This is a genomic window from Thermococcus sp. EP1, assembly GCF_001317345.1.
Lineage (GTDB): Archaea > Methanobacteriota_B > Thermococci > Thermococcales > Thermococcaceae > Thermococcus_A.
This window is the reverse complement of the sequence record NZ_JXCG01000004.1, coordinates 50654-76214: the sequence shown is the minus strand read 5'-3', so window position 1 is coordinate 76214 and position 25561 is coordinate 50654. Positions and strand designations below refer to the sequence as shown.

At 38.5% G+C, this 25561-nt stretch carries 25 protein-coding genes and 1 tRNA gene; 12 read left to right on the top strand and 14 right to left on the bottom strand.

What is annotated here, in order from left to right:
- Positions 1-8: 8 nt before the first annotated feature.
- From EP1X_RS04825 to EP1X_RS04810, 4 genes are read left to right on the top strand one after another with little or no spacing between them, the layout of a single operon-like run.
- A complete protein-coding gene (locus EP1X_RS04825) occupies positions 9-2063 on the top strand; it encodes a hypothetical protein (protein ID WP_055282259.1) in 2055 nt (684 codons plus the stop codon).
- 55 nt (positions 2064-2118) lie between these two features.
- Positions 2119-2475 carry a peptidyl-tRNA hydrolase Pth2 gene (gene pth2 / locus EP1X_RS04820; protein WP_055282257.1) on the top strand — a complete coding sequence of 119 codons (357 nt, stop codon included), beginning with the start codon at positions 2119-2121 and terminating at the stop codon, positions 2473-2475.
- A 10-nt stretch (positions 2476-2485) separates the two neighbouring features.
- The gene (gene truD / locus EP1X_RS04815; RefSeq protein WP_055282531.1) at positions 2486-3751 is read left to right on the top strand and encodes a tRNA pseudouridine(13) synthase TruD; all 1266 of its coding nucleotides are present in this window, start codon (positions 2486-2488) and stop codon (positions 3749-3751) included.
- Positions 3752-3762: 11 nt separating this feature from the next.
- Positions 3763-4479, top strand: a complete 717-nt coding sequence (locus EP1X_RS04810; RefSeq protein ID WP_055282255.1) for a phosphoglycolate phosphatase — start codon at positions 3763-3765, stop codon at positions 4477-4479.
- On the opposite strand, the gene pyrF is transcribed toward EP1X_RS04810, so the two are convergent.
- Genes pyrF through pyrB form a run of 6 tightly spaced genes read right to left on the bottom strand, consistent with a single transcriptional unit; the run spans position 4467 to position 9467 of the window.
- Positions 4467-5219 carry an orotidine-5'-phosphate decarboxylase gene (gene pyrF, locus EP1X_RS04805; RefSeq protein ID WP_055282253.1) on the bottom strand — a complete coding sequence of 251 codons (753 nt, stop codon included), beginning with the start codon at positions 5217-5219 and terminating at the stop codon, positions 4467-4469. The genes EP1X_RS04810 and pyrF overlap by 13 nt on opposite strands.
- Complete coding sequence (locus tag EP1X_RS04800) at positions 5209-6138, bottom strand: dihydroorotate dehydrogenase (protein WP_055282251.1); 930 nt, start codon at positions 6136-6138, stop codon at positions 5209-5211. The genes pyrF and EP1X_RS04800 overlap by 11 nt, the downstream gene beginning before the upstream one ends.
- The gene (locus EP1X_RS04795; protein ID WP_055282249.1) at positions 6123-6830 is read right to left on the bottom strand and encodes an FAD-binding oxidoreductase; all 708 of its coding nucleotides are present in this window, start codon (positions 6828-6830) and stop codon (positions 6123-6125) included. The genes EP1X_RS04800 and EP1X_RS04795 overlap by 16 nt, the downstream gene beginning before the upstream one ends.
- Positions 6823-8088, bottom strand: coding sequence for a dihydroorotase (locus EP1X_RS04790; protein WP_055282247.1), 1266 nt, complete (start codon positions 8086-8088; stop codon positions 6823-6825). Before EP1X_RS04790 ends, EP1X_RS04795 begins: the two co-directional genes overlap by 8 nt.
- Before the next feature lie 9 nt (positions 8089-8097).
- Positions 8098-8550 carry an aspartate carbamoyltransferase regulatory subunit gene (gene pyrI / locus EP1X_RS04785; RefSeq protein WP_055282245.1) on the bottom strand — a complete coding sequence of 151 codons (453 nt, stop codon included), beginning with the start codon at positions 8548-8550 and terminating at the stop codon, positions 8098-8100.
- Complete coding sequence (gene pyrB, locus EP1X_RS04780) at positions 8547-9467, bottom strand: aspartate carbamoyltransferase (RefSeq protein ID WP_055282243.1); 921 nt, start codon at positions 9465-9467, stop codon at positions 8547-8549. Before pyrB ends, pyrI begins: the two co-directional genes overlap by 4 nt.
- Positions 9468-9545: 78 nt before the next feature.
- Between pyrB and pyrE the strand changes: the two genes are divergently transcribed.
- Entirely contained in the window at positions 9546-10100 is a 555-nt protein-coding gene (gene pyrE / locus EP1X_RS04775) for an orotate phosphoribosyltransferase (protein WP_082391482.1), read from the top strand.
- A 13-nt stretch (positions 10101-10113) separates the two neighbouring features.
- Here pyrE and EP1X_RS04770 read toward each other — a convergent pair whose 3' ends face one another.
- Positions 10114-10326, bottom strand: coding sequence for an ArsR family transcriptional regulator (locus EP1X_RS04770; protein ID WP_055282240.1), 213 nt, complete (start codon positions 10324-10326; stop codon positions 10114-10116).
- Positions 10327-10467: 141 nt separating this feature from the next.
- On the opposite strand from EP1X_RS04770, the gene rlmD reads away from it, so the two are divergent.
- The 3 genes from rlmD to EP1X_RS04755 all read left to right on the top strand — a co-directional run bounded on the left by rlmD (position 10468) and on the right by EP1X_RS04755 (position 12317).
- Positions 10468-11727 carry a 23S rRNA (uracil(1939)-C(5))-methyltransferase RlmD gene (gene rlmD, locus EP1X_RS04765; protein ID WP_055282238.1) on the top strand — a complete coding sequence of 420 codons (1260 nt, stop codon included), beginning with the start codon at positions 10468-10470 and terminating at the stop codon, positions 11725-11727.
- Positions 11728-11778: 51 nt separating this feature from the next.
- Positions 11779-12204, top strand: a complete 426-nt coding sequence (gene lrpA, locus EP1X_RS04760; protein WP_055282236.1) for an HTH-type transcriptional regulator LrpA — start codon at positions 11779-11781, stop codon at positions 12202-12204.
- A gap of 35 nt (positions 12205-12239) precedes the next feature.
- Positions 12240-12317, top strand: a tRNA-Gly gene (locus tag EP1X_RS04755).
- A gap of 41 nt (positions 12318-12358) precedes the next feature.
- Here EP1X_RS04755 and EP1X_RS04750 read toward each other — a convergent pair.
- The 4 genes from EP1X_RS04750 to EP1X_RS04735 form a co-directional block, all read right to left on the bottom strand.
- Positions 12359-12628 carry a hypothetical protein gene (locus tag EP1X_RS04750; protein ID WP_055282234.1) on the bottom strand — a complete coding sequence of 90 codons (270 nt, stop codon included), beginning with the start codon at positions 12626-12628 and terminating at the stop codon, positions 12359-12361.
- 117 nt (positions 12629-12745) lie between these two features.
- The gene (locus EP1X_RS04745; RefSeq protein WP_055282233.1) at positions 12746-13909 is read right to left on the bottom strand and encodes a cation:proton antiporter; all 1164 of its coding nucleotides are present in this window, start codon (positions 13907-13909) and stop codon (positions 12746-12748) included.
- 1 nt (position 13910) lies between these two features.
- The gene (locus EP1X_RS04740; protein ID WP_055282231.1) at positions 13911-15053 is read right to left on the bottom strand and encodes a cation:proton antiporter; all 1143 of its coding nucleotides are present in this window, start codon (positions 15051-15053) and stop codon (positions 13911-13913) included.
- Between the two features lie 18 nt (positions 15054-15071).
- Positions 15072-15629 (bottom strand): HPP family protein, encoded by a 558-nt coding sequence (locus EP1X_RS04735; protein ID WP_055282229.1) that lies wholly within the window; start codon positions 15627-15629, stop codon positions 15072-15074.
- Between the two features lie 185 nt (positions 15630-15814).
- On the opposite strand from EP1X_RS04735, the gene EP1X_RS04730 reads away from it, so the two are divergent.
- The 3 genes from EP1X_RS04730 (at position 15815) to EP1X_RS04720 (ending at position 19994) form a co-directional block, all read left to right on the top strand.
- Positions 15815-17269, top strand: coding sequence for an NAD(P)/FAD-dependent oxidoreductase (locus tag EP1X_RS04730; RefSeq protein ID WP_055282227.1), 1455 nt, complete (start codon positions 15815-15817; stop codon positions 17267-17269).
- Positions 17270-17315: 46 nt separating this feature from the next.
- A complete protein-coding gene (locus EP1X_RS04725) occupies positions 17316-18218 on the top strand; it encodes a TIGR00269 family protein (RefSeq protein WP_055282225.1) in 903 nt (300 codons plus the stop codon).
- 84 nt (positions 18219-18302) lie between these two features.
- A complete protein-coding gene (locus EP1X_RS04720; RefSeq protein WP_055282223.1) occupies positions 18303-19994 on the top strand; it encodes a M1 family metallopeptidase in 1692 nt (563 codons plus the stop codon).
- A gap of 2 nt (positions 19995-19996) precedes the next feature.
- Here the strand turns inward: EP1X_RS04720 and jtg are convergent, their stop codons facing one another.
- Positions 19997-21976 (bottom strand): 4-alpha-glucanotransferase, encoded by a 1980-nt coding sequence (jtg, locus tag EP1X_RS04715; RefSeq protein ID WP_055282221.1) that lies wholly within the window; start codon positions 21974-21976, stop codon positions 19997-19999.
- Positions 21977-22087: 111 nt separating this feature from the next.
- Here jtg and EP1X_RS04710 point away from each other — a divergent pair, with 111 nt between their 5' ends.
- Positions 22088-24250, top strand: a complete 2163-nt coding sequence (locus EP1X_RS04710) for a CARDB domain-containing protein (RefSeq protein ID WP_055282219.1) — start codon at positions 22088-22090, stop codon at positions 24248-24250.
- A 19-nt stretch (positions 24251-24269) separates the two neighbouring features.
- Here EP1X_RS04710 and EP1X_RS04705 read toward each other — a convergent pair whose 3' ends face one another.
- Together EP1X_RS04705 and EP1X_RS04700 are read right to left on the bottom strand one after the other, a co-directional pair.
- Complete coding sequence (locus tag EP1X_RS04705; RefSeq protein ID WP_055282217.1) at positions 24270-24890, bottom strand: diacylglycerol/polyprenol kinase family protein; 621 nt, start codon at positions 24888-24890, stop codon at positions 24270-24272.
- Entirely contained in the window at positions 24868-25560 is a 693-nt protein-coding gene (locus EP1X_RS04700; RefSeq protein WP_055282215.1) for an HAD family hydrolase, read from the bottom strand. Before EP1X_RS04700 ends, EP1X_RS04705 begins: the two co-directional genes overlap by 23 nt.
- Position 25561: the final 1 nt, after the last annotated feature.

Genomic DNA, 25561 nt, shown 5'->3' with positions numbered 1-25561 from the left:
AGAAAAAGATGAAAAAATTGCCTCTGATTATGATGGGGTTGCTGATTTTTTCACTTGTGCCTTATGTGGAATCAGCTAGTGTTGGAAAAGCTAGCATTGATCAAGTAATGCTCGGTTTGGGAGAATCAGTGACTTTTGGTGATTATAAGATTCAATTTGCAGATGTAGATCAGGCGTGGACTCAAGCACTAATAAAGGTTTATGCTAAAGATGGAAGTCCTGTCACGAGTAAAGTGCTCCCCACTGGGTACTCTCTTCCAGTACCTGATGCTCAAAATCCAATATTTTATGTCAGGGTTTCGTGGATATTGGCAAGCAATCAAAAAATTTTGATATCCTTAGAATCGGATCTAGAGTTAGTCCAAGGGGATGTAAATATTACCAAAAATGGGGAGTACTCTCTGCCTTATAAGTTCAATGATGTAGTAATTCCGGCTATAAAAATAAAAGTGACCAACACTTATGACAATAAGGTAGATGTCCAAATTAAATTGCCTTATGAAACTGTAACTCAAACTATTTTTGAGGGAGACCATTATGGTGTCGCTTACAAGCTAAATGGTGATTTCCAATACTCTCCGTACCTATATCTTTACCTCAAAAACGCAACTACCAGTTATGCAGTTTTTGATGTGTATCTTCCAAAATATCCAACTACAGTTTTCCAATTGGGTGAAGGGGAGACTGGTGGTACTACGCCCAGTGCCCCAAGTGCAGAGCCGACTGAACTTGTTTATAATGACATCATGTACGAAGGGGAAAATCTCACAATAACTCTTAATGAGACTAGTTACACAGTAAAGCTTAATACAGTCGGATATTACTCTAGCTTTTCTGTCTTTGATGAAGAGAATAATCTTATCAAAACCTTTGAAGTTAGGAGAGGTACAGGGTACATAATGTCTGAAGCACCATTGGCTTTGGAAGTACTCAGTTATGAAAGTGAGTATAAACGAGCATATGTGAGAATTTACGCACCAAAAGGGGCTGAGACAACCCCAATTATCAGAGATCCTGAAATACATGTTGCCATAAGCACCTCTTCAACAGAATTGTTATTGGATGAGGATGAACTTTTGGTGTTCATAGATGTTGAGAACAGTGGACGTGGAAGGGCAGATAATGTTAATGTGGCTGCCTCAATACCTACTGGATTTGAATTAGGGAGTGAAATTGGAACTTGGACTCTTAGTACGTTGCCACCTTTCACTAAAATGCCTGTTTTAGTTTATGTCTTAAAACCAACCCAAGTTGGTAAATATAGTCTTGGTCCAGTAGTTGTCAAATATCACGATGAAAGAGGTGCTGAAAAAGAAGAGGACTCTGGAAAACCAATTCAGATAACCGTTTATGCTCTTCCAAAGCTTTCTGTAACAGGAGAGGCCTTCAACGGTACATGGAGCACCTATGTCCATACCCAAGAGAAAACCGTCAAATTAAAATTCACAATCTCTGCAGAAGGTAAAGACCCGAAGTATGAGTTTATCAAGAATGCAACCCTGCAACTAGAGCTTCCTGATAGTATGGATGGAGAGATAAAACTATACGTTGGTGATATTAAAGCTGGTGAAACAAAGACTCTTGAAAGTGATTATGCAATACTAAAAGCAGATAATGCCATAATAAATGCGAAACTAGTTTATCAAGACCCTCTAGGAAATTGGCACGAGGAGAGCTTTGGAAATCTAGTTGTAGTGAACTCCCTCCCACCAGCAATTGAGATTAAGGAAGTAAAGGTTTATCCAGCTCCAGATGAACTTCCATCCTATGTGAACAGCACTCTCGCTGAATTGGATAATGATAGTAAGGTCACGCTGGCAGAAGCTCTCCAAAATATCACTCTTGCATACTTACCCGAAAAGGGTATCAGCTGGTGGCCAATTCTTACAGTTCTCTTCATTATAGTTTCAGCGGTTCTAGGATACAATTATGTGGACCTAAAGTCAAAATATGATAAAGCTCTCAAAGAACTTGGAAGAAAGAAGAGGAGACCTGGAGGAATTCCAAAGAAAGAGGAAGCTCAAAAAACTGAAGAAATTCAGAGTAAAGAAGAACAACTTTGAAGTCTTTTCTTAACTTTTATATACTCCTTTTTATTTGGTTCTCTTGGGATGTGAAATGTTCAAGTATAAGCAAGTCGTAGTAGTTAGGAACGACTTAAAACTCAGTAAGGGAAAGTTAGCAGTCCAAGTAGCTCATGGAGCAGTCACAGCAGCCTTTAAAGCGTATAAAGAGAAACCAGAGTGGTTTAAACCATGGTTCCAAGAGGGCCAGAAAAAGGTCGTAGTAAAGGTAGATAGTGAGAGTGATCTATTTAAACTAAAAGCTGAAGCTGAGAAATTTGGGCTTCCGACAGCTCTAATAAGAGATGCAGGATTAACAGAAATCCCTCCAGGCACGATAACGTGCTTGGCAATTGGCCCTGGCCCTGAAGAACTAGTTAATAAAGTCACTGGAGATTTAAAGCTTGTGTGAGTGGGAGAAAATGGACTATAGAGAATTCTTTGCTCAATTCAAATATTTAAGTCAATTGGCAGGTATCGGTGGAAGAATCAAGTCTCGACCAGAGGATTTTGTAGTTAAAGAAGTTATTCCAAAGGCCGTGCATAGAGGGAACAAATGTTTGATCTACATCATGAAAAAGCGGAATTGGGAAACAATGGCAGCTGTAAAGGAAATTGCCAAACGCAGTGGCGTTGATTATAAAACTATTGGATTCGCTGGGACTAAAGACAGACACGCTGTGACATATCAGTATATTAGTATTTGTACAGAAAACCTAGAAGAGGTTAAAGAGCGTGTTGATGCCTTAGATATACAAGACATTTCTCTAAAGTTTGTAGGATTTGGAAAACCTCTAAAGCTTGGCATGCTCCTTGGGAATCATTTTCAAATAATTGTTAGGGATGTCGATCCTATCAAAGGACTAAATAGAACACGTGAGATTCTAAAGGAATTGAGGTCTAAGGGAGGGTTCCCGAATTACTTTGGTTATCAGCGTTTTGGAGAGAGAAGAGTTATCAATCATGAAGTTGGGAAGCTTTTACTAAAAGGGAACTTTGAAGAGGCGGCTTTAAAGTTTTTGGGCGAGTATACTGGAGACATGATGGGTGATGAAGCTAGGAAGAATTTTTTAGAAACTAAGAATGTAGAAAAAGCTTTGGAAGAGTTTCCTAATTTTCTCCGGTATGAAAGGGCAATGCTTTACAGGTATAGAGAAACCAAAAGCTGGAAAAAAGCCTTTGCAGTTCTTCCAAGACCTATAGTGCGGATATTCATTCATTCTTATCAGTCCTATTTGTTCAATAAAGTGTTATCCCGTAGAATAGAAGAGGAATTACCCCTTAATGAGGCTCTTGTGGGTGATATAGTCTGTCAAGTGAAAAAAGGCCTTCCACTTCGGAGTAAGACCTTTAAGGTTACAAAGAGGTCATTAGGATTCGTTAATGAGAGGATTAGGCGAGGAGAGGCTATGGTAACTGGACCAATTTTCGGTTTTGCCTCAAGACTTGCCGAGGGCCAGATGGGTAAAATAGAAAGGGAAATCTTGGAAGAGGAGGGAATAAGCATGGATGAATTTAAAATGAAACAGCTCTCAATTCTCGCAGAGGCTGGTGGTAGGAGAGAGCTTCTAATCAAACCAAAAGAATTTAAGTATAGGGCCTTCGAGCAAGGGTTAATATTTAGATTTTTCCTTCCCAAAGGGGTTTATGCTACAAGTGTTATGAGAGAGATAATGAAAGATCATTAGGAGGAGATATCATGATTAAGGCAATCTCGGTAGATATAGATGGGACGATAACATACCCAAATAGGAGATTACATGAAAAAGCTGTTGAAGCCATAAGACTAGCAGAGACTCTTGGAGTACCTGTTATGCTTGTCACTGGGAATAGTGCATGCTTTGCTTATGCTACGAGCGTCTTAATTGGTACTACTGGCCCATTTATTGCTGAAGATGGGGGAGTGATAGGGGACAGGAAAAATAATCGTATTTTTCTTGGTGACATGGGCGATTCAATGATTTTGTGGAGTGAACTGAAAAAACGTTATCCTAATGCTGAAATGAGTGATACGATGAAATATGGAGAAAGACGAGCAGGTCTTGTAATAAAGAGAACGGTACCTGTAGAAGTCGTTAGGGCCATTATAGAGGACTTGAATTTGGATCTCATAGCTGTGGACAGTGGATATGCTATTCATATAAAACAGCCACATGTAAACAAAGGAGAGGGGATAAAGAAAGCATGTCAAAGTTTGGGCATAACTCCAAAAGAAGTGGCACATATTGGTGATGGAGAAAATGATCTTGATGCTTTCAGAGTTGTAGGGTATAAAGTTGCAGTGGCTCAGGCTCCAGAGAGTCTTAAAAAGAAAGCGGATTATGTCACAAATAAATCTTATGGAGAAGGGGGAGCAGAGGGTATTCTGCATATTTTGAAAAAGTTTGGATATTTGGAGGATTATTATCCTAAGTAGTATTTGTTTAGAATCTCTCTGAATTTTTCTGCGGTGTTTCTAACATTTTCTGCAAATATTATTGCTCTTGACACGTTTACTAAGATATCTCTCCCCTTTAGTTCTTCAAGGATTTTTGGATTTCCTCCCTGTGTTCCAATTCCGGGAATTAACCATGGAAGAGTCTCACTTTCTTGGGAAACTTTTTTTATGTAATCCTCTTTTGTAGCTCCAACAACAATTCCCACTTTTTTGGGGTAGATGCGTTCAAGCTCTTTTGAAAGTTCAAGCACTCTTGGATATACAGATATTTCGAGCTCATGTGCAGACTCATTACTAGTTAAGAGAAGGATGAACACATGTCCTTTTTCTAAAAATGGAATTATGGCATCTCGTCCCATGTAGGGGTTTACAGTTACAGAGTCTACTTTTAGTTTGTCGAAATAAGCCTCTGCATAGGCTTTTGCAGTATTTCCTATGTCTCCCCGTTTGGCGTCCAGAATTATTGGAACTTTTGTATCTTGTTTTATTAGCTCTACTGTTTCTTCTAAGGCTTTGTACCCTCTCCAACCAAGTTTTTCATAGAAGGCAATGTTTATTTTGTATGCACATACGAGATCTGCAGTTTCTTTTATCACATGCTCATTGAATTCTGTAATATTCCTGAATTTTTTGGGGATCCTGTCTATGTCACTATCCAAACCTACTACAAGGATGGAATTGTTCTTATCTCTAGCTTTTCTGTATTTCTCAAGAAACACTGAATCCACCTCTGTGGGCTATTCCAATTATGTCCCTAAATCTTTCTATCTTTTTCCGCTTGAGGAATGCTTCAATTCCACTTAAGATTGTTGTAGGGCTCTTTGGATCCACCATTACAGCCGTTCCTATTCCTAAAAGCGATGCTCCTGCCATAGCATATTCGAGAGCATCCTGCCAGTTCATGATTCCGCCTATACCTATTATTGGTATATCCAATACCTCACTCGTTTTAAATACTCTTGCAAGGGTTATTGGTTTTATAGCTGGCCCACCTAGGCCTCCTGTTTTGAGTTTGAGTACTGGTAAGCCAGTTTCAACATTTATTCTCATGCCTTGAATACCATTTCCAATAGTTAGTCCATCCGCTCCTGCCTCTGCAGCTGCTTTTGCAATCTCTATTATATCTGTGACATCTGGAGCAAGTTTGACTATTATTGGCTTATTTGTTAACTCTCTAGCAGTTTTCACAACTTCTTGTGTAAGTTTCACGTCTTCTGCCCAACGTCTTTTTCCCTTGATATTAGGACAGGAGAGATTAAGTTCGATGAGTGGTATTTCTTTTATCTTGTCCATCTCTTCTACCAGAAGTTGCCACTCCTCAAGATTGAAGCCGGCTATACTACCGATCTTTATGGTATTAAGCTTATTAAGCTCGGGCACGATATCTGTGATAAATCCTTTAATACCTGGGTTTTGGAGCCCTATGGAGTTTATGACCCCTCCATACGCATCTACGAGTCGTGGAGGTGGGTTTCCCTCTCTAGCTTTCACTGTAATTGTTTTTAGGGTTATTGCACCAATTTTTGAGAAGTCTAAGTACGGTTGGAGCTCAAAACCAAACCCTGCAGGCCCAGAGGCCAGCACTATTGGGTTTTTAAACTGTATTCCGAATACTTCAATGCTTAAATCCACTCCCATGTTATCTCCTCCTTTTTGAATAAGGGGCCATCTTTGCAGACGAGCTTCACACCCTCTATAGTCTTCACGGCACAGCTTTTGCACGTTCCAACCCCACATCCCATTACAGCTTCAAGAGATACATACGCATTTTTAGGCAAGTTTTTTAGCATTGGAATAGGACCACAGGCTATTATTCCAACTTCTTCTGAAGTTAGCTCGTTAAGAACATCTACAACGGTATGTCCGGTTTCTTCCTCTATTACGAGATGTTTCTGTTCATTTTCATTAAAGAGTTTTCTTATATGTCCTTCTTTGAATCCATATAATTTTGTATATGTTAACTCTGGATGGAGTTCAGAAAAGAAGTTTAATGGGGAAATCCCACTTCCCCCTCCAACTAGAATGTATCGTTTCGTTAAATCTATTGAGCTAACGTAGGGATTTCCATGAGGTCCTCTTACATAGAAAATTTCTCCAATAGGACTTGAGAATATTCTCCCCGTTAGTCTCCCAACGCGCTTTATAAACAATACGAGTTCTCTATTCTTATATGAGTATATGGAGAATGGTTTTGCTAAAATTGGCTCGTCTGGGGCCTTAAGCATTACAAATTGCCCTGCATCTGGGTTTTCTATCTCTTCCTGAAGCTTGAAAATAAAAAATCCATAGTCGCCACTTATTCTCTTTTTCTTAAGTTCAGCTTCAATCAATACTATCCCTCCTGTACACAATTTTGCCATTTTTAATCGTTAATTCAATAACTCCCGGAAGAGTTTTGTTTAAAAATGGTGTATTTTTACCTTTTGAAAAGAGATTCTCTTCATTAACCCTCCATGTTTTGCTTGGATCGAGTATCACAATATCTCCGGAATATCCGGGGATAATATCTCCTTTAAGACCCAAGTCAAAAAGTTGAGCTGGTTTCCAAGTAACTTTCTCCAAAAGAACCTTAAAGGGTATTTCGTATTTCTCGGCTATAATGAAAAGTGAAGAAAGGAGGGTCTCGATACCACTTATTCCAAATGGAGCCTCTTCTATATTTGTAGATTTTTCTTCTTTTGAATAAGGTGCGTGATCAGTAACTATTATATCGATTGTACCATCTAAGAGGCCCTTTATAAGCTCTTCTTGATCTTCTTTTCTTGGAAGTGGAGGATTAATTTTTTTAAAAGGAGATCGGTCTCTTAAATCCTCATCAGTAAAAAGTAGATGGTGATGAGTTACCTCGGCTGTTACTGGCACTCCTCTTTTCTTCGCGTCTCTTAGAATTTTGACAGAAGCACTTGTAGATAAGTGTTGGACGTGGATGTGAGCTCCAGTATAACGGGCAATCTCAACATCCCTTGCAACAGCTATTGATTCAGCAATATCTGGGATTCCACTTATTCCGTAAGCCTTTGAAAATTTACCCTCCCTTATACTTCCCCCGGATAATTCTGTTATCTCTGCATGGTCAGCAATTGGCTTTCCTACGACTCTTGCAAGCTGTGCTGCCTTGAGAAACACTTTAAAACTTTGAGGAGTTGTTCCATCATCGCTAAATGCAACTACGTGTGGAGCTAGGGTTTCAAAATCTACAAGATCTTTTCCATATCTCTTTTTTGTTATTGCTCCTACTGGGAGAATATCGATAAGTCCCACTTGTTGGGCTCGTTTTTTTACATATTCAATGGTTTCAATACTATCTAGTGGAGGACTTGTGTTTGGCATTATCGCCACAGTAGTAACTCCTCCATGGACAGCAGCTTTTGAGCCACTTTCTATAGTCTCCCTATGTTCATAACCTGGTTCTCTGAAATGAGCATGCATGTCTATTAGGCCAGGGATCACGAGTTTGTCTCCTGCATCTATAAATTCTCCTTTTTCTTTAGGCTTATCTTGCTGGACTTTTTTGATTATTCCATTTTTTATTACAATGTATCCTTTTCCTTGATAGCTGTGAGATAGTATCTCGCCTTTAATTATCATGTTTAATCCTCACAAGAGGTTTTTAGCTATGATCTCTTCTTCCATAGTTCTCTCACAGTAGTGACACTTTAACTTGAGTGGTTTCTTTGAAATCACTTTGAACTTTGGTTTTACTTTTTCATAGTGGGTTATACAGTTTGGATTTGCACATTTGATGATGCCAATTATTTCATCTGGTACTTCCACATTTTTCTTCTCGACGACTTCCCATTTATCGATGATGTTTACTGTAGCAGTAGGTGCTATAAGAGCTATTTTATTTACCTCATCCTTACTCAGAATTTTCCCTTCTACTTTTATTATGTCCTTTTTTCCAAGCTTTTCACTTCTGACATTGACAGCGATGAGGATTGTGCTGTCTTCTGGTAGATTAAGGATTTCAAGGACCTTTAGTCCCTTCCCTGATGGTATGTGGTCTATGACTGTTCCCTTATGGATTGCTGAGACTTTAAGTTCTTTCATTCTATCACCCCCAGGACTATCCCTAGAAGAGCCATTCTGACAGGAACTCCACTCCAAACCTGTCTGAAATACGCGGAGTAACGTGTTTTATCTACTTCGTAGGATATCTCATCGACTCTTGGTAGAGGATGCATGATCTTGAGAGTTTCTTTTGCTCCTTCTAGGATCTTTATATCAACTCTGTAAGATCCTTTGATTTTGTTGTACTCTGCTGGATCTGGAAATCTTTCCTTTTGAATTCTTGTAGCGTACAGTACATCAATTTCAGGAATAACACTCTCCAGGCTGCTAGTCTCCACTATGTCCACTTTATCTGAGATCTCTTCCACGATATGTCTAGGCATTTCCAGCCCTGGAGGAGCCACAAAGTAAAGCTTAACGTTATAGTAAGAAAGTGCTTTTGCGAGGCTGTGCACAGTTCTTCCATACTTGAGATCCCCTAAAAGAGCTATCTTAAGTCCATCGATTTTCCCAAATTCTTTTTTAATGGTATAGAGGTCTAAAAGAGTCTGAGTGGGGTGCTGATTTGCCCCGTCTCCAGCATTTATGACTGGGATTTTTGCAACTTCTGCAGCCAATCTTGCAGCCCCTTCTCTTGGATGTCGTATAACTATTACATCTGCGTAGTTCTCTACAGTTCTTATAGTGTCCATGAGGCTTTCTCCTTTCTTAACACTGGTGGCTGAAGCCTCAGCAAAGCCAATAACTGAACCTCCAAGTCTATGCATTGCACTCTCAAAGCTTAATCTAGTTCTTGTAGATGGCTCAAAAAAGAGAGTTGCCAAAACCTTACCTTTTGCGTATTGGAGTGTCCCTTTTTCTTTAAGTTCTCTTTCAAGCAATTCTGCAGTTTTTAACACATATTCAATATCGTCTTTTTCAAAATCGTTTATACTAATCACATCTTGGAATCGCATAAAGCCCGACCAAATTAAGTTCCCAAAGATTTATAAATTTTTTGTTAACATATTTTTGGAAATGTAGGGGTGGTTTACATGGAAATGTCAAAAGAAAAGGACCGTTTGATTGAGCTGATCTTCAAAGAGGGTGCTATTGAATTTGGAAACTTTGTTCTTAGCTCAGGAAAACAAAGCAACTATTATATTAATATTAAAAAACTTATAACAAATCCTCAGGCCTTAAAGATAATTGCTTCTCTTATAAAAGCTAAAGCAGAGAGCTTTAGTCTTGAGTATGATAAAGTAGCAGGTCCAGAGCTTGGGGCAGTCCCCATTGCAGTTTCATTAGCTTTAATAGCTGATAAGCCTCTTTTAATAGTACGTAAAAAGAAGAAGGATTATGGAACGGGAAAACAAGTTGAAGGAGAGGTAAAAAGAGGGGATAGAGTCCTTCTTGTAGAGGATGTTACAACAACGGGAGGTAGTGTACTTAGAGCAGCTAAGATTTTGGAGAGGGCGGGTGCGAATATAGTGGCTATCATTGTGGTTGTTGATCGGGAGGAGGGTGCCAAGCAATCTCTGGAAAAAGAAGGTTATACGTTAATTCCCTTGGTAACAGTTGGGGAGCTCTTTAAATATAGAGAAAAGTGAAGTAAATAAGGGACTAAAAATAATCTTCAAGAGTTTTTGCTTTAATCATTATTGCAGCTTTTTCGTTTCCATAGAATATTTCAACAAGCCCCTCTGATTCCAGACTTTTTAATGTATGGAGAAGCCATGGCATTGGGGTCTCCAGTTCTTCACTCAACTTTTGTAAAGAAGTCGCCTTCTTTTTTGTCACTAATAGTTTGTAAATAATGTCTTTTTTGACAACCATTCTGAAGACACCAAATAATATATTGTTTTTGTTTCTAATAAAGATTTCTTGCCATGGTGTTGACATTTTGACAAGTTAGGGGGGAAATTATTCTCTTTTTTAGACGGCACATTTTTATAGGAATATTTTAAACTTTGACACATGCGAGTGGAGATAAAAAAGCTAAGTCCTGAGGGATTTGGGGAAACTGAGGTTGGAGAGAAGAAGATACTAGTGCCTTTCACTGCTCCAGGGGATATAGTTGATATCAGGAAGTGGCATAGGGAAAAAAGAAAACTTGTAGCCCATGATTACGAGATAGTTGAGATGTCTTCTTCTAGGATTGAACCGAAGTGTGAATACTTTGGGATTTGTGGAGGTTGTTTGTTACAACATCTTCCTTATAAAGAGCAAATAGAGTTTAAAGAACAGAAATTATTCGAGCTTTTACAGATTCAAGTTGATGTGATTCCATCTCCTAAGATATATGGATATAGGAACAGGATTGATATTGCAATAACAACCAGAGGTATTGGGTTTAGAAAAAGAGGTACTTGGTGGAATGTTGTTGATATAGAGAAGTGCGATGTGTTTGGGAGTAAAAGTAAAAAAGCTCTAAAATCCCTAAGAGAACTCATTGAAGACTATAAATTGGCACGATGGGATCTGAAGAAAAATACGGGCTTTCTAAGGTATATTGTATTACGAGAGGGCAAATTCACTGGAGAGTTTATGATAAACTTGGTAACCGCTGAAGGGGAGCTTCCTGAAAGAATTTTTGAATACTTTGATTTTGTGACTTCTCTTTATTGGAGTGTCAACAATACTAAAAGTGATGTGTCCTATGGAGAACCAAGAAACTTTTGGGGAGAGGAGTTTATTAGGGAGAAGCTTGATGATGTTACATATTTTATCCATCCAAATTCATTTTTCCAAACAAATTCATATCAAGCTGTTAATCTTGTAAAAAAGGTCAGTGAATTTGTAGAGGGGGAGAGAGTTCTTGATCTCTACTCTGGAGTCGGAACCTTTGGAGTTTATTTAGCAAAGAGGGGCTTTCAAGTAGAAGGGATTGAAGTGAATCCGTTTGCCGTAGAAATGGCCAATAGAAATGTTAAAATAAACAATGTGAATGCTGAATTTAGGGTAGGCGTTGACAAAGATGTGAGGAATCTAAGAGTTTATGATACTGTTATTGTGGATCCCCCTAGAGCGGGTCTTCATCCAAAGCTCATAAAGAAACTGCTAAGGGATCTTCCTGAGACACTAGTTTATGTCTCATGTAACCCAAAAACCTTCTCTGAAAACTTGGAAAAGCTTAAAGGGAGTTATCTCATTGAGCGAATAGTGGCCCTTGATATGTTCCCTCATACTCCCCATGTTGAAATTATTGCAAAACTAAATTTGAAAAGCAAAATATAGGGTTCAAAAAGTTAATATACCTGTTTGATAAAACAACGGTGAGGTGGGTTTATGTTAGACGAACGAGATAAGGTCATAATTGAAATGTTGACAAAAGATGCAAGGATGCCTTTCACAGAAATAGCAAAGACCCTGGGTATAAGTGAAACAGCAGTCAGGAAGAGAGTACGGGCATTAGAAGAAAAGGGGGTCATACGTCAGTATAGTATTAAAGTGGATCCACAAAAACTCGGTTATAATTTGATAAGTCTTACTGGCGTTGATACAAAACCGGAAAAGCTTTTTGAAGTTGCTGAAAAACTGAAAGCATTTGAGTTTGTTAGGGAATTGTACCTCTCAAGTGGGGACCACATGATCATGGCAGAAATATGGGCAAAAGATGGAGAAGATTTAGCAGATATAATGTCAAATAAAATAGGAAAAATTGACGGAGTTACAAAAGTTTGTCCTTCCATAATCTTGGAGCGCCTAAAGTAAAGCTTTTAAACCTTTTTTGTATTATTCTTCGTTGAGCGGTGGTAGTCTAGCCTGGTCTAGGACACCGGCCTCCCAAGCCGGTGACCCGGGTTCGAATCCCGGCCACCGCACCATAGACTTTTTCTATTCTGGAGAAATAGGTAAGTTGGAGGGATTAGCTCACCATTTCAATGACATCTGTATCTTCGTTCCCAAACACATAGAATCTTAGTTCGATGATTTCTCCAGTAGACTTGCGTAGCTCCCAAACTTCATAAAGTCTGTCTTCAGTTTCTTTTCTCTTTGAAAAACTCCCTCCTTCTTTATAAAATTTGTTTAATTCTTCGTAAATGAAATTATTCAACTGTTCTTTATCCCCGATTAGAAGAGTGAGTTTTTTGAGTTTCCCATTGACTATCTCCTCCCTGACGATTACATAGACCATATATACCACACCTAAAATCTTTTCATATTACATTCACAATTTTTATGGTTTCTTCAAATATAAATAATTTTCTTTCAAAAGAGTTGAAGAAGAGTCTCTGTTAATAAGAGTTTTATTTCATTTTTCTGACGTCTTAACTGTTTTGATAGAAGGGGCTTTTGAATAGTAGACCCATTTTAGTAGGGGAGGTGTTAAAATCGTAGTCACGAATACCATGAATATAGCTATTGTTAGGGCGTCTGTACCAATGACACCACTTGCTAGGGCTATTGTAAGCATTGCAAGCTCAACACCAAGTCTAGGGATCATTCCAACTCCAATTCTTAGGGAGGCACTGAAATCAAAACCTGCTAGATATGCCCCAGCTCCACAGCCAACGACTTTACTCATTATTGCGGCAATAGTGTATAAAATCGCGAAAAGGCTAGCATGTAAAATATAACTGAGTTCAATTCTCATTCCCACTTCTACAAAGAAAAGGGGGATAAACAGAGAGTAACCAAGAATGCTTACATGATCTTCGACTTGCTTCCGATAGTTTGTCTGCCCAATCGTTAGTCCTACTAAATACGCTCCTAGAATAGAGGCTAGGTTTAGATGTTCGGCCATGTAAGCAAAAATTATTAGAAATACTATTGCAAATGCAGTCGTAGATTCAGGCAAGTCTATGCGGGAAATTCTTCTAAAAGCCTTTTCTGCAAAAACTGGGCCAAAATACAGAAAAACTGCTAGGAATCCACTAACCTCAATAATAATCTCGAGGATAGTTTTATAATCGATAGTCCCCTCACGGAGGAGAGATATTATTACAGTTAGGACAAGTATTCCTAATACGTCATCAACAACTGCAGCAGCCAAAATAGTTGTACCTTCTCTAGTTCTAAGTTTCCTAAGTTCCATTAGGACTTTCACGGTTATACTGACACTTGTTGGGGTCATTATTGCACCATAAAGGAGAGCTTCGTGGAACTCTACAAATGGATATGCAACTAAAAATCCAAGCATAAAGGCGAATGCTACCCCTATTCCAGCGACGAGGACACTCGGCTTTCCAACTCGCTTAAACTCGGTAAGGTCGCTTTCAATTCCTGCTAGGAATAATAGCAGGAGAACTCCAAGGTTAGAGAACTCTCTAATTATCTCATTACTTTCTGCAAAAATCCCTATGAGTAATCCACCTAAAATTTGTCCGAGGACTACGGGTTGGCCGATTTTTTCAAATACCCACCCAAGAAGTTTGGCCACTGCAAGCATTAGGGCAATCACAAGTATTGTCTCCATACTAATCCCTCGAGAAGGCCCATTTTAGGAGGGGTGGTGTAACGAATGTGGTAATTATTACCATTGTAACCGGGATTGAAAAGATACCTTTGTCAAATACTCCCTCTGTTAGTGCAACATTGGCCATAATTAAAGCAACCTCCATTCTGGGAACCATTCCTACACCCACTTTAAGGGCGTCTTTTGGACTAAATCTAGCTGCTAAGGCTCCAACACCACAGCCTAATATCTTCCCCGTGACTGCTATTATTGAGTAAACTATTGCGAAGGATCCTGCATGTAAGAGGATACTCAGATCAGTGTTAACTCCAATCCCAACGAGGAAAACAGGGACAAACAGGGAGTATGAAAGGGTTATTATTCTGTCAGTTATTCTCTTTGCTTCATCTGTTTGGGCTATTAAAACTCCTGCTAAATAAGCCCCCGTTATTCCTGCTATTTTGAACTGTTCAGCTATATAGGCGAAGATGAGTGTTAAAGCGAGAGCGAATGCTGTTAAGGTCTCTGGCAAGTCAATTTTCTCTGAAAGCATTAAAATTTCTTTGATAACAGGTTTTCCAACAAGCCAGCTTATTATGAAAAATAGAATTATTTCTCCAATTAATATTCCAAGATCCTCTACATATACATGTCCTTTTCTATGCATGGCTATCAATGTGGTAAGCACTATAATTCCTAATACATCATCAACAACTGCAGCAGCTAAAATTGCTGTTCCTTCTTTTGTTCGGACTCTTTTCATTTCCATCAAAATACTTGCAGTTAGTCCAACACTGGTGGCTGTTAAGATACCTGCTAGGAATAATGCCTCCATCTTTTCATATCCAAACCCCTCAGAAACAAAGTATCCTAGCGCGAAGGGTACTGTTACTCCTCCTATAGCCACCAGAAAAGCGGGTAGTCCAACGCTCTTGAATTCTTCAACATCTGTTTCAAGGCCAGCAAGGAAAAGTAACAAAACTATTCCCATTTCACTTATTAAATGAACCCCTTCAGAATAGCTTACTATACTGAGAATGGAAGGGCCAATAAGCATTCCTCCAATAAGTTGCCCAAGAGCTCCAGGCATTTTTACTTTTGTAGCAATATAACCAAATAGTTTGGCCACTATCAGGATCACTGCAAGTTCAAGGAATACATCCATACTTTCATCTCCTGCTGATTAAAGGGCAACAAGTCTAATAAGCCGAATTATGTCTTTGACCTCCAACAACCCATGGACCTTTTTTTCACTATCTACAACCGGAAGATGATGTTTTCCCGTTTCTACCATGAGCTTGATCGCATGTCCGAGATTATCATCCACATGAATTGTTATTGGCTTTGTCACCATTATATCTTCTACTCTAGAGGCCCGGGTTATTGTGTACTTTTTTAGCAATCCCAACCCCACAACAGAGTACCTTCTAGGGGTTGTGAAGAATTGAAGAAGATCTTTCATCGTGATAAATCCTAACAGCTTCCCTTCATCGTCTACAACTATTGCAGAAGTTTCCTCGCTTGTGAACTTTCCTATCAAAACAGTAAGTGAATCTTGGGGATGAACTGTTAGAAAATCTTTATCCATAACAATTTTTACGGGAACTTTTGAAATATATCGAAGGTTGTGGCTTAGTTCCTCTTTTCTCTGAAGTTGTAAATGTCTCTTTTTGCCTATTATTATTGCTATTTTTTTATTTTTAGCTTCTTTAGGTTTGTTTGAAAGGGAGGCGTCTTCCACATTTATCCCCTATAGTTTTTCTCTCTTCTCAACTTAAAATTTTCTCTTCTTGAGCAAACTCTCTATTATGGGTCCTAAAAATATACATTTTTAAGGCAAAAACTTAGGGAAAAGCATAAGAGATTAGTCTTGTAACAAGCAAAAAGTTTATAAGAACGGTGACTACAAACATAGACAAGGGAAATATGAATTTTGAAGAAAAGTTTGATGTTGTCATAATTGGTGCTGGGCCAGCAGGTCTTTTTTCGGCCTATGAGCTTTCAGAAAAGAGTGACCTGAAGATTGCAGTAATTGACGAGGGAGGAGACATTGAAAATCGGATATGTCCAATGGATGAACTTGGCTATTGTATTGAGTGCAAACCGTGCCATATCATGAGTGGTGTGGGAGGAGCAGGAGGACTTAGTGACGGGACTATAAACTTAAGACCAGATATTGGAGGAGATTTAACAGAGTTTACAAGGGATGAGATGTACTCTTGGCAGCTTGTTTGGGAAGTAGATCAGATTCTCTTGAAACATGGTGCTCCTAGAGGAGTCTACAAAGGCGACGAAGACGAAATACAGATGTGGGAGCGGAGAGCTGCTCAAGCTGGAGTGAAATTTATTCCAATAATCCAGCGCCACATAGGTTCGGATCATACTAAAGGAGTTATAAAGAGCATAAAGGAGCACTTAGAGAATAAAGGAGTTAAGTTCCTCTTGTGGACAAAAGTGGAAGAATTTAGAGAGGGAGAAGTTATTGCTAGGAAAGGAAAGGATACGTTTACAATAAAAACGCGTTACATAATAGTTGCCCCGGGAAGGGGAGGAGCGGAATGGTTTCAAGAAGTTGCTCAAAAGATTGGCCTGCACTCGAGACATGGACCTATTGACGTAGGCGTTAGAGTTGAGGTACCAGCCATAATAATGGATCCAATAACAAAAATAAACCATGATCCCAAGTTCCACATATACACTGAGACTTATGATGATTTCGTGAGGACATTCTGTACCAATCCAAACGGTTTTGTCGTTGAAGAGAAATACGATAGCTATGTGGGAGTAAATGGACATTCAATGAGGGACAAAAAGAGTAACAATACAAATTTTGCTTTTCTTACGAGAATTGAACTTACAGAACCAGTAGAAGATACGACAGCATATGGAAAGAGTATAGCCCAGTTAGCAACGACTATTGGAGGAGGAAAACCAATACTGCAGAGATTAGGGGATTTAAGGCGAGGAAGGAGAAGCACATGGAGTAGGATTAAGAAGAGTGATGTTGAACCCACTTTGAAACATGTTACTCCAGGAGATATAGCAATGGCCTTGCCTCATAGAGTTGTTACAAATATAATCGAAGGACTTGAAAAGCTTGACAAAGTAATTCCAGGTGTTGCCAGTGACCATACGCTTCTCTATGCTCCCGAAATTAAATATTATGCTATGAGAGTGGAAGTTAATGATCTGCTTGAAACGAACATGGAGAATATTTTTGTGGCTGGAGATGGCGCAGGACTTTCAAGGGATATAGTAAACGCCGCTGCAACTGGTCTTTTAGCAGCTAGAGGAATACTAATTAAAGAAGGACTTTACAGAGAACGAGACTTCAAAAAATCAGGTAACTGGAAAAAGGCTGTTGAAAGTTTGGAAGAATAGGAGCAAGCTTTAAATTTGGTTTCTATTTTCTTCTTTTGGTGAGAACATGAGATGTAAGTTTTGTGAGAACAAGGCTTACATAAAGATTCACTATCCCAAAATGTATCTTTGTGTTGATCACTTTATCGAATACTTTGAGAGAAAAGTTAAACGAACTATTGAAAGATATAAACTCCTCAAACCTAGCGAGAGAATTCTCGTGGTTATCAGCGGCGGTAAAGATTCAGCAGTAACTGCTTATATTCTCAAGAAACTTGGTTACAACATTGAGTGTCTCCATATAAATCTTGGCATAGGAGAATACTCCAGGAAAAGTGAAGAATATGTAAAAAGACAATGCGAACTAATAGATGCTCCTTTGCATATAGTCAGAGTCAAAGAGATTTTAGGCGCTGGTATTGGAGAAGTCAGAACAAGAAGGCCTACATGTTCATATTGTGGACTGACAAAAAGGTATATCTTTAATAAGTTTGCTTATGACAACGGGTTTGACGTAATAGCCACCGGTCACAATTTGGATGATGAAGCGAGTTTTATCTTCTCAAACTTGATGAACTGGAATACGGAGTATCTAGCCAAACAAGGTCCCCTCTTACTAGGTGAAGGAGTTTTTGTGAAAAAAGTCAAACCTCTTTATGAAGTTACAGAAAGAGAAGTTGTTGCATATGCTTTGGCAGTGGGAATAGAATATCTTATTGAGGAATGTCCCCATGCAAGAGGTGCGACAACAATAGAATATAAGGAGATTTTGAACCGAATGGAAGAGGAAAGGCCTGGAACAAAGATAAACTTTGTGAAAGGTTATCTAAGGAAAAAATCCCTCTTCGGTCAGGAGTTAGAAAAAGCCGAGCTGCATGCCTGTGAAGTTTGTGGAATGCCGGCTCAGAGAGAAAAATGTTCCTTTTGCAGATTCTGGCGTTTGGATGAGCCTATAAACTTTAAAATTTAGATTTTTGGGCTTTTGCTCTTTAGTGAAATTTTAAAAATTTCCATAAAATAATATATAGAATAAAATTTATCCCTGGTGGTAGTCATGAAAAAGAGTAGGCTCTTGCCCATGATACTCATCATAACACTTTTTTTCTGTGCCCTTATTGTGAACAATACAAATCCAAAAAGTGTTCTAATAATGGAAAACATTACTCAAGAGATAATTTTTCAAAAAATAGAAAAAGAAAAATTGGATGAACTTTATCAAGAAAATAAGCTTTCTACACTCAATGCTTCTTATCATTATATCTTAAATATCAGCATAGAGGATGAACGTGTATCGATTGTAGGAATTGAAAGAGTCACCTTTCCCTTGACATATCCTGCTTTATATTCAATACTCTTTGAAGATTTCAAGCAGGTTAATAGGATTATAGTGTACAATGCCTCAGTTACATATAGAGCATTCAAAGACAAAGAAAGCAGACTGATCTTGCTCAACATAACCCCAAAAACTAAAAATGTAACTGTTGAAGTCCATTTTAAAGTGAGTTATAATCCTTTTCGTGAAAAGCCAAAAAGTTATCTAGATCATCACTTAAATCAGGATTCTCTGCATATTTATATCCCAAAAAGATACTTTACTATCTCGAATAACTTAAAAGGTAATGAAGAGAGAATTAAGGTGGACATTAACTACCCAAAAGATTATACTCTTGTTATACTGGATCAGCCATCTGAGACAGAATTCTGGAGATTCCGACCTCTACTCTATAATGGAAGTTTTGAAAAAGAAAATTTAAATGATTTTTATTTAATTTTTGGAAAGTGGAATTTTTATGAGGGGAGCATAAAAGTTGGAAATAAGACCATTAGAGTGATAGCTCTTACAAATGAAGGTGAATGGGTTTTAGAGAGTATCAAAAGCATCTTACGTTTTTATTCTGAAGTATTTATGCCTTATCCTAAGGCCCAATACTTTTATATACAGATTAAGCATCCAATGAGCAAATACAGAGGTCATGGATTAGATGGAGGAATAATAGCAACTCAGTTATATATTCCATTAATTGCCCATGAGACTGCACATAATTGGTTTGGTCTCTATGCTAACATTTATCCAATACATGAGGGTATAGCCACTTATGCGGATCTGCTTTATGAGAATAATTTGACTAAATATGACGATATTGAAAGAATGTGTTTGAGTTCGACTGATACAATTCCAATCGCAGAAATTAAGGATAATACTGGGGAGAATATGGTAACCTTGTATTATAAAAACGCTTTTGTTTTTCGTTCTTTGCAGTTTGTTTTGGGGGATGAAGTATTCTTCAGAGGGATGAGGAATTTACTGGAGTATTGTCATTTAAATAATTGTGTCCAAGACACTATGACAACTTTAAAGCAAATTCAGAGGATTTTTGAGGAGGTTTCAAATCAAAGCTTGGAATGGTTCTTTAGTGAATGGTTTTATAAAACGGGTTATCCACATATTGAAGTTTCTAATGCGATCTTAGAGAAAAAAGAGGGAGTATATCTCTTAACTCTCCAAATAGTAGAAACAAATGGATTTAAAATGCCATTGGAAGTGAAGGTTGTTGATTACCAAGGAAAAAGCTATTTGAAGAGAATATTTGTTGATAAAAACACAACTTTAACATTTGAACTCAAAAACAAGCCTGAAACAGTCATAATTGACCCTAATGAATGGATGATAAATGAAGGGGGAAGTGGAGCATGGGGAGGCAAGAGCAGTTATGAGATTAATGACATAAGAATTGAAACAAATTGAAATCAAAGTTCTTTAAATTTTATCTCAAACTCAAGCTCCTTTTCAATTGGGAAAAGCAGAGTATAGCTCACTCCTTGTTGTATAAAGTCCCATCCAGCCTCACTTTGTGAAAGCGTTTTTATTGGGAACTTCCACACTTTGACTTTTCTATCTAATTCTATTTTTGCTCTACCGATTCCATATGGGTCGTTTACTTCAAATTCACTTGTTTCAAATTCTTCTGGCTTTTCCATAACGCTGTGGACTGCGAGGTTTAGTTCAACTCCAAGGAGTACCTCATACGGAGTTTCTAAGCTGACTCTGTAGTGGGCGAGAAAACCTTCTTTGGTGAGTTCAATGTTTTTCTCAATTCTTACTGGTATCTTTCTTTCTATGTATATTCCCCCATTGCGCCAGAGCATCACGGAGTTTTCGTTAATCTTAAAGTCATAGGTCTGGTTAACAAAATCTCCAAGCTCGTGATATCTGACGAGTCTATAACGGTCTAAACTTTCATTGACTCCAATGAAATGATCCTGAAGAATACCCCTGAGTTGCCAGTCATATGCCAGTTCATGCTTTATTTCATCTGGAATTGCCTTCCCAAATTCGTGTATGCTTGTCACTCCTTCGTTGTTCTCTTCTTCTGGAGTTGCTGCATTTGGTACTTCGTGGTAATGCTCCCATCTTCTTGGAAGTACATCGTTGTAGTTCACGGCTTTTCTTTTTGAGCTCAACTCAAATATACTTCCTCCATAATGAGGCTTTATTGTGGCAATGAAGTTTTCATTTTCAAGCATAACTTCTTTTCTTCCATCAAAGTCAACATCAATGACTCTATTTTCTGGTCTTAGATAGCTTTGGGCTTTTATGATGTTTTCCCATATAGTTCTTCTTAAGTGGGGAAGATAAACCCCTCCAAAAATCCCGTGCCAGTATGCATCGTTGCATTGGGCCCTTAGAATATAGCGTCTTGCCTCTGGGTTGTTTCTAACAGCTTTACTTATCATAAGCATTCTTTTGTGCATGAAGTTACTCTCTGGATATTTGAAGAAGAAATTCTTCCATATACCTCCTCTTACAAAGACACGGTATTTTTCAAATTTTTCTTCTTTTTTCAGATCTTTGACGAATTCTACAAATAATTTTGCCTGTTTGGCTGGTAAACTCCATTCACTCATCTCAAAATAGGATGCTATTGGAAGATAAACCAACCCACGGGGGGTGAACATCTTTAGATACTCAGTATACGTTAATAGATTAATCTTTTCATTGCTTGTAATGGCATCAAAGAAGTTTCTCAACCATCCTTTCTCGTAGACCCATTCATAGGTTCCAGGCCAGACGCCAAACTTCTCCCCATCATCATGGAAGACTGCAACTTTAGATGGATCGGTGTCTACGAGGGTTTCCAAGTATTCAATGGTTTTTTCTACGGGTCGGAAAGGAATCAGGTATCTAAGTTTTTCATCTATTGGAAAGACTGCTATCACTTCTCCTCCGTCCTCAGTATAATACGGCCAGAAGAGCTCTTCCTTGCTTAGTCCAGCACTCATAAAGTGGTAGTCATCAACCACCACATATTCAATTCCTGTTTCTTTAAGAGATTTCACGAGTTCTGGTTGCCATACTCTTTCGGTAAGCCATACTCCCTTTGCTTCATATCCAAGTTTTCTTGCATACTCTTTAAGCAATTCTATTTGGGCTATTCTATCTTCTTTTGGAATGGCTGCAAGCACAGGTTCGTAAAATCCTGCAACTACTATTTCAAGCTGACCGTTTTTTACAAGAGATTTTAAAAGATCAATATAATCTGGTTTATTTTCCTCAATCCACTCCAAAAGAGGGCCACTAAAGTGGGCATTTACTTTCATCATTGGGAATTCTTCAAGAATCTCCATGAATGGTCGATATGAGTGGTTATAAGCCTCTTCAAAAACCCAGCCAAAGTTTCCAAGAGGCTGATGGTTGTGAATGCCAAATATGAAGTTGATTTTTTCCATTTTTACACCTCCATGAACATTATCACTAAGAGTGATAGTGGAAAAGATATATAAATATTTTATGCATATATACCAACTTGGGTGAACAAATATCACCCGAGGTGAATAAAGATGCGGAGGAGTGTACCCTTAGCTATTGTTATTTTAGTGCTTTTTAATGTAGTGCCTGCAGTGAAGTTTGTGAGTGCTCAAGGAGCAGAGAATCTGTGGGTTATAAATTCGCAAGAACTTATTTGGAAAGACGCAGCTGGTGACCAAAGAACTGAGTGGGGTGCAAATACTCACGTTGATATAACGGAATTCAGAGTAACTACTGATCAAGATTATCTATACTTCCTTGTAAAGCTTAATAACACGAATAGTTGGCACATTGGGGATAATGGAGCACCATTCTTGGCAATTACAATTGACACTGATCAAGTATCTGGTAGTGGACAGGTTTGGTTTTCTGGGGAATCTGACACTCAACTGAATCCAAATGCTGCGTGGGAAAGGCAAATTGTAATTAATCTTGCAGATTCGAGGTATTCTGGTCAAGGGTTAACTTACATAGTTCATCCTTTAAACGAAAGTACAAACAACTGGGGAGCAATATTTCAGTTCCTTGACACAACATGGAGCCATCTTTATCAACTAGGCGATACTGGAACTTATGGTGCTCTTGCAGTTAACTTGAGTAACGGTATTATTGAAGTGAAAATCTCATGGAATGCTGTTGGTGGAATCCCTTCTACCAATAAGATAAGGATTGAAGCAATAACTGGAAGAGCATGGAGTAATTATGGTGGAAATGGTGGTGGGACTTGGGATATTGGCGGAGTTTCAGATGCTTTAGACGCTATAACTAATATTGGCCCAAACACTTGGGACGAAGTAGATGATGGGATTGTTAACTATTATTTAGAGATTGAGTTAGCAGATATTAGTGGCCATCCTCCAGTAATTATTGATGCAGATGCAAGTGATTGGCTAGGAGAATTCATTCTCCCAAAACCTGAACTCACGGTTAGCATATCTTCAAATGTTTTGAATGTGGAAGAGTGGCAACCTGGAAATATAACAATCACTGTCAAGAATATTGGGGACATTGATGCCAATGATGTTCTAGTGGTCTTGTATGATGGTAATACTAAACTTGATAATTGGACGATTGGTTTATTGCCTGGAGGAGGAGAGATTTCACTTAATTATGAATATCTCTTTGATATCAACAAAGTCGGAATACATACATTGAAAGTTGTTGTTGATCCCTCCAATACAATAGAAGAAGTTAATGAGGCCAATAATGTAGCCAAATTAACTTTAAAGGTTGGAGCTAGTGTAATGCTTCAGAACCAGCTTGTAACTGCAGGATATACTCTGGAGCCAATGTACGAAGATGAGCATCAAAAAACTCTTTCAATGCTTGAAGAGTTATCCTCCTTAGTGATTCCTCCGAAATACAAAGATAAAATACCTGAATTTGAAGCAAAGATGAATAAAAGCAGAGAGCTCTTTGAGACTGGTCAAAAGCTTTTGAGATATAGGTATCCATATTATTCCTATATCGGAGCTCTGAGGATCTATGGAAGCTATTCTCTATTAAAGAGAGTTCAGAAGGATATTGATAGATTAAAGATTCTTATAGAAAGTGGTCTTTCAAAAGAAATTGATGGAAGTTTAGCAGATTGGAATGAATCCACAAAAGTTGCAGAAGATATTGTTGGGCTCGGCCAGGAAGGTGCAAACTTAAAGGCCCTTTATGTGGACTATGACGATAACTACCTCTACATAGCGTTAGTAGGTGACAACAAAGCCAGCTGGGACATTGCATATGGAATTGGAATTGATGTAAATGGAGAAGAAAGTGGTTACAGCGACGGGCTAGATATGTGGGTAAGAAGAATGGGCTTTGACCCACCAATAGACTTTGAATACTACTTACAATGGACAAGTGGAGGAGGAGCAGGGGCTCAGAAATTTGGCAAATGGATTGAGACTAACAGTACTTGGGATGAGAGACCCATAAGCGATTGGGGCATTTGGAGTGGCATTACTGGAAGTTCTGAAGGTTTGAAAGTCCTTGAGTTAGCAATACCTTGGGATGCTCTCGGAGGTAAACCAAGTGTCGTGAGAGTTGTAGCATTCGTCACCGGAGGTTATCCAGAAGACTCAGCAGTTGAAGCACTTCCAGACAACCCAAGCATGCACGAGCTCACTGATGATGTAAAAGGATATGGTGAATGGACAGACTTCGACCTAATAACAGTTTTTGCTGAGATAGAAGTTAGCTGATCCCACTTTTCTTAATTTTTTAAAAGAATATCCTTCTGAATGCGTATATTGCAATGGCTACTGCTATTTGATTAGAGAAATTATCATCGGGGGGCAACTCATAGAATTCTGCCAACATTCCGGCTAAGGCCCCGATGAGGGCATGTGGTAAATTTATCAACACGAAAAGTGTTAGAAACGCTGTCACAAAATATGCCAAACTTCCTTCAACACTTTTGCCATTTTTAAACCTATGTCTTCCAAAGGGCTTTCCTATTATTGCAGCTATGGCATCTCCCAACGTTGCAACAGTTATGGCCCCAATGGCAATATCTCTCGGAAAAAGGCAGACTATTATTAGTGCTCCAATTGTAAAGTATATATGTGCTCCAATGGAGTATTTTTCGTGTTCCCTGGATATTGCTTCGAGCTCCTTTTCAACTAGGGCAATTACTTCTTCTCTTACATAAAGGCCAAGTTTTCGTTTGACTTTGTCTCTTAATTCTTCAATTATTCTAAAAGGCTCCAATATTACGAAAACGATTAAAGCTGTGGCAACGAATCCTATTGTTACTTTTTGGCCAAAGAGAAGGTAAAGTAGTGGAACACTCAACCCAGTTAGATGAAGTACTTTTCTTTTAAGCTCGCTTTTTATGCTCACGTTTTATCACCTCTAAGGCCTCATTAAGGTCTTTTACTATATAATCAGCGTATTTTGGCATAAGGGACTTGAAGTAACCCCGTCTAACCAGGATGGTCGTTGCTCCGATCTCTTTTCCGCCTCGCATATCAGTATCATCTCTATCTCCTACCACGTATATTTCACTCTCTTTGGGGAATCTTCTTTTTGCCAATATAAAGTTATAAGGCTCAAGTTTGCTGTAACCGGTTTCTCCACTTATTATAAGTGAATCGAAGTAATCCTTCAGATTTAGATATTCAAGCTTTTTTCTTTGCCATTCAGAGGAGGAATCTGTTATGAGAACTATCCTTGCGCCCATTGCTTTTAATCCCTTCAGGAACTCAATTGCATCCGGATAGAGCTTTAAGTTTGAGAAGAATGTTCTATCGACTAATTCAAACATCTCTTTCAGGTCTTCTTCTGAAATTTTTCTGTATACCCTTTCCATAAAGTTTTCTACCAACTCGTCTAGATCAAGCAGATGTAACTCTCTAGATTGTTCTAATTCTTTGTAGCGCTGTGTGAGAATATAAAGTAAAGCTCGGAACTTTCTTTTTCTGATTAAATGGGGTAAAAGACGAAGGACACTCCACTTAGCAGCTTCCCACGTATTGCATAAAGTATCATCCAAATCCACAAGTACAAGCATG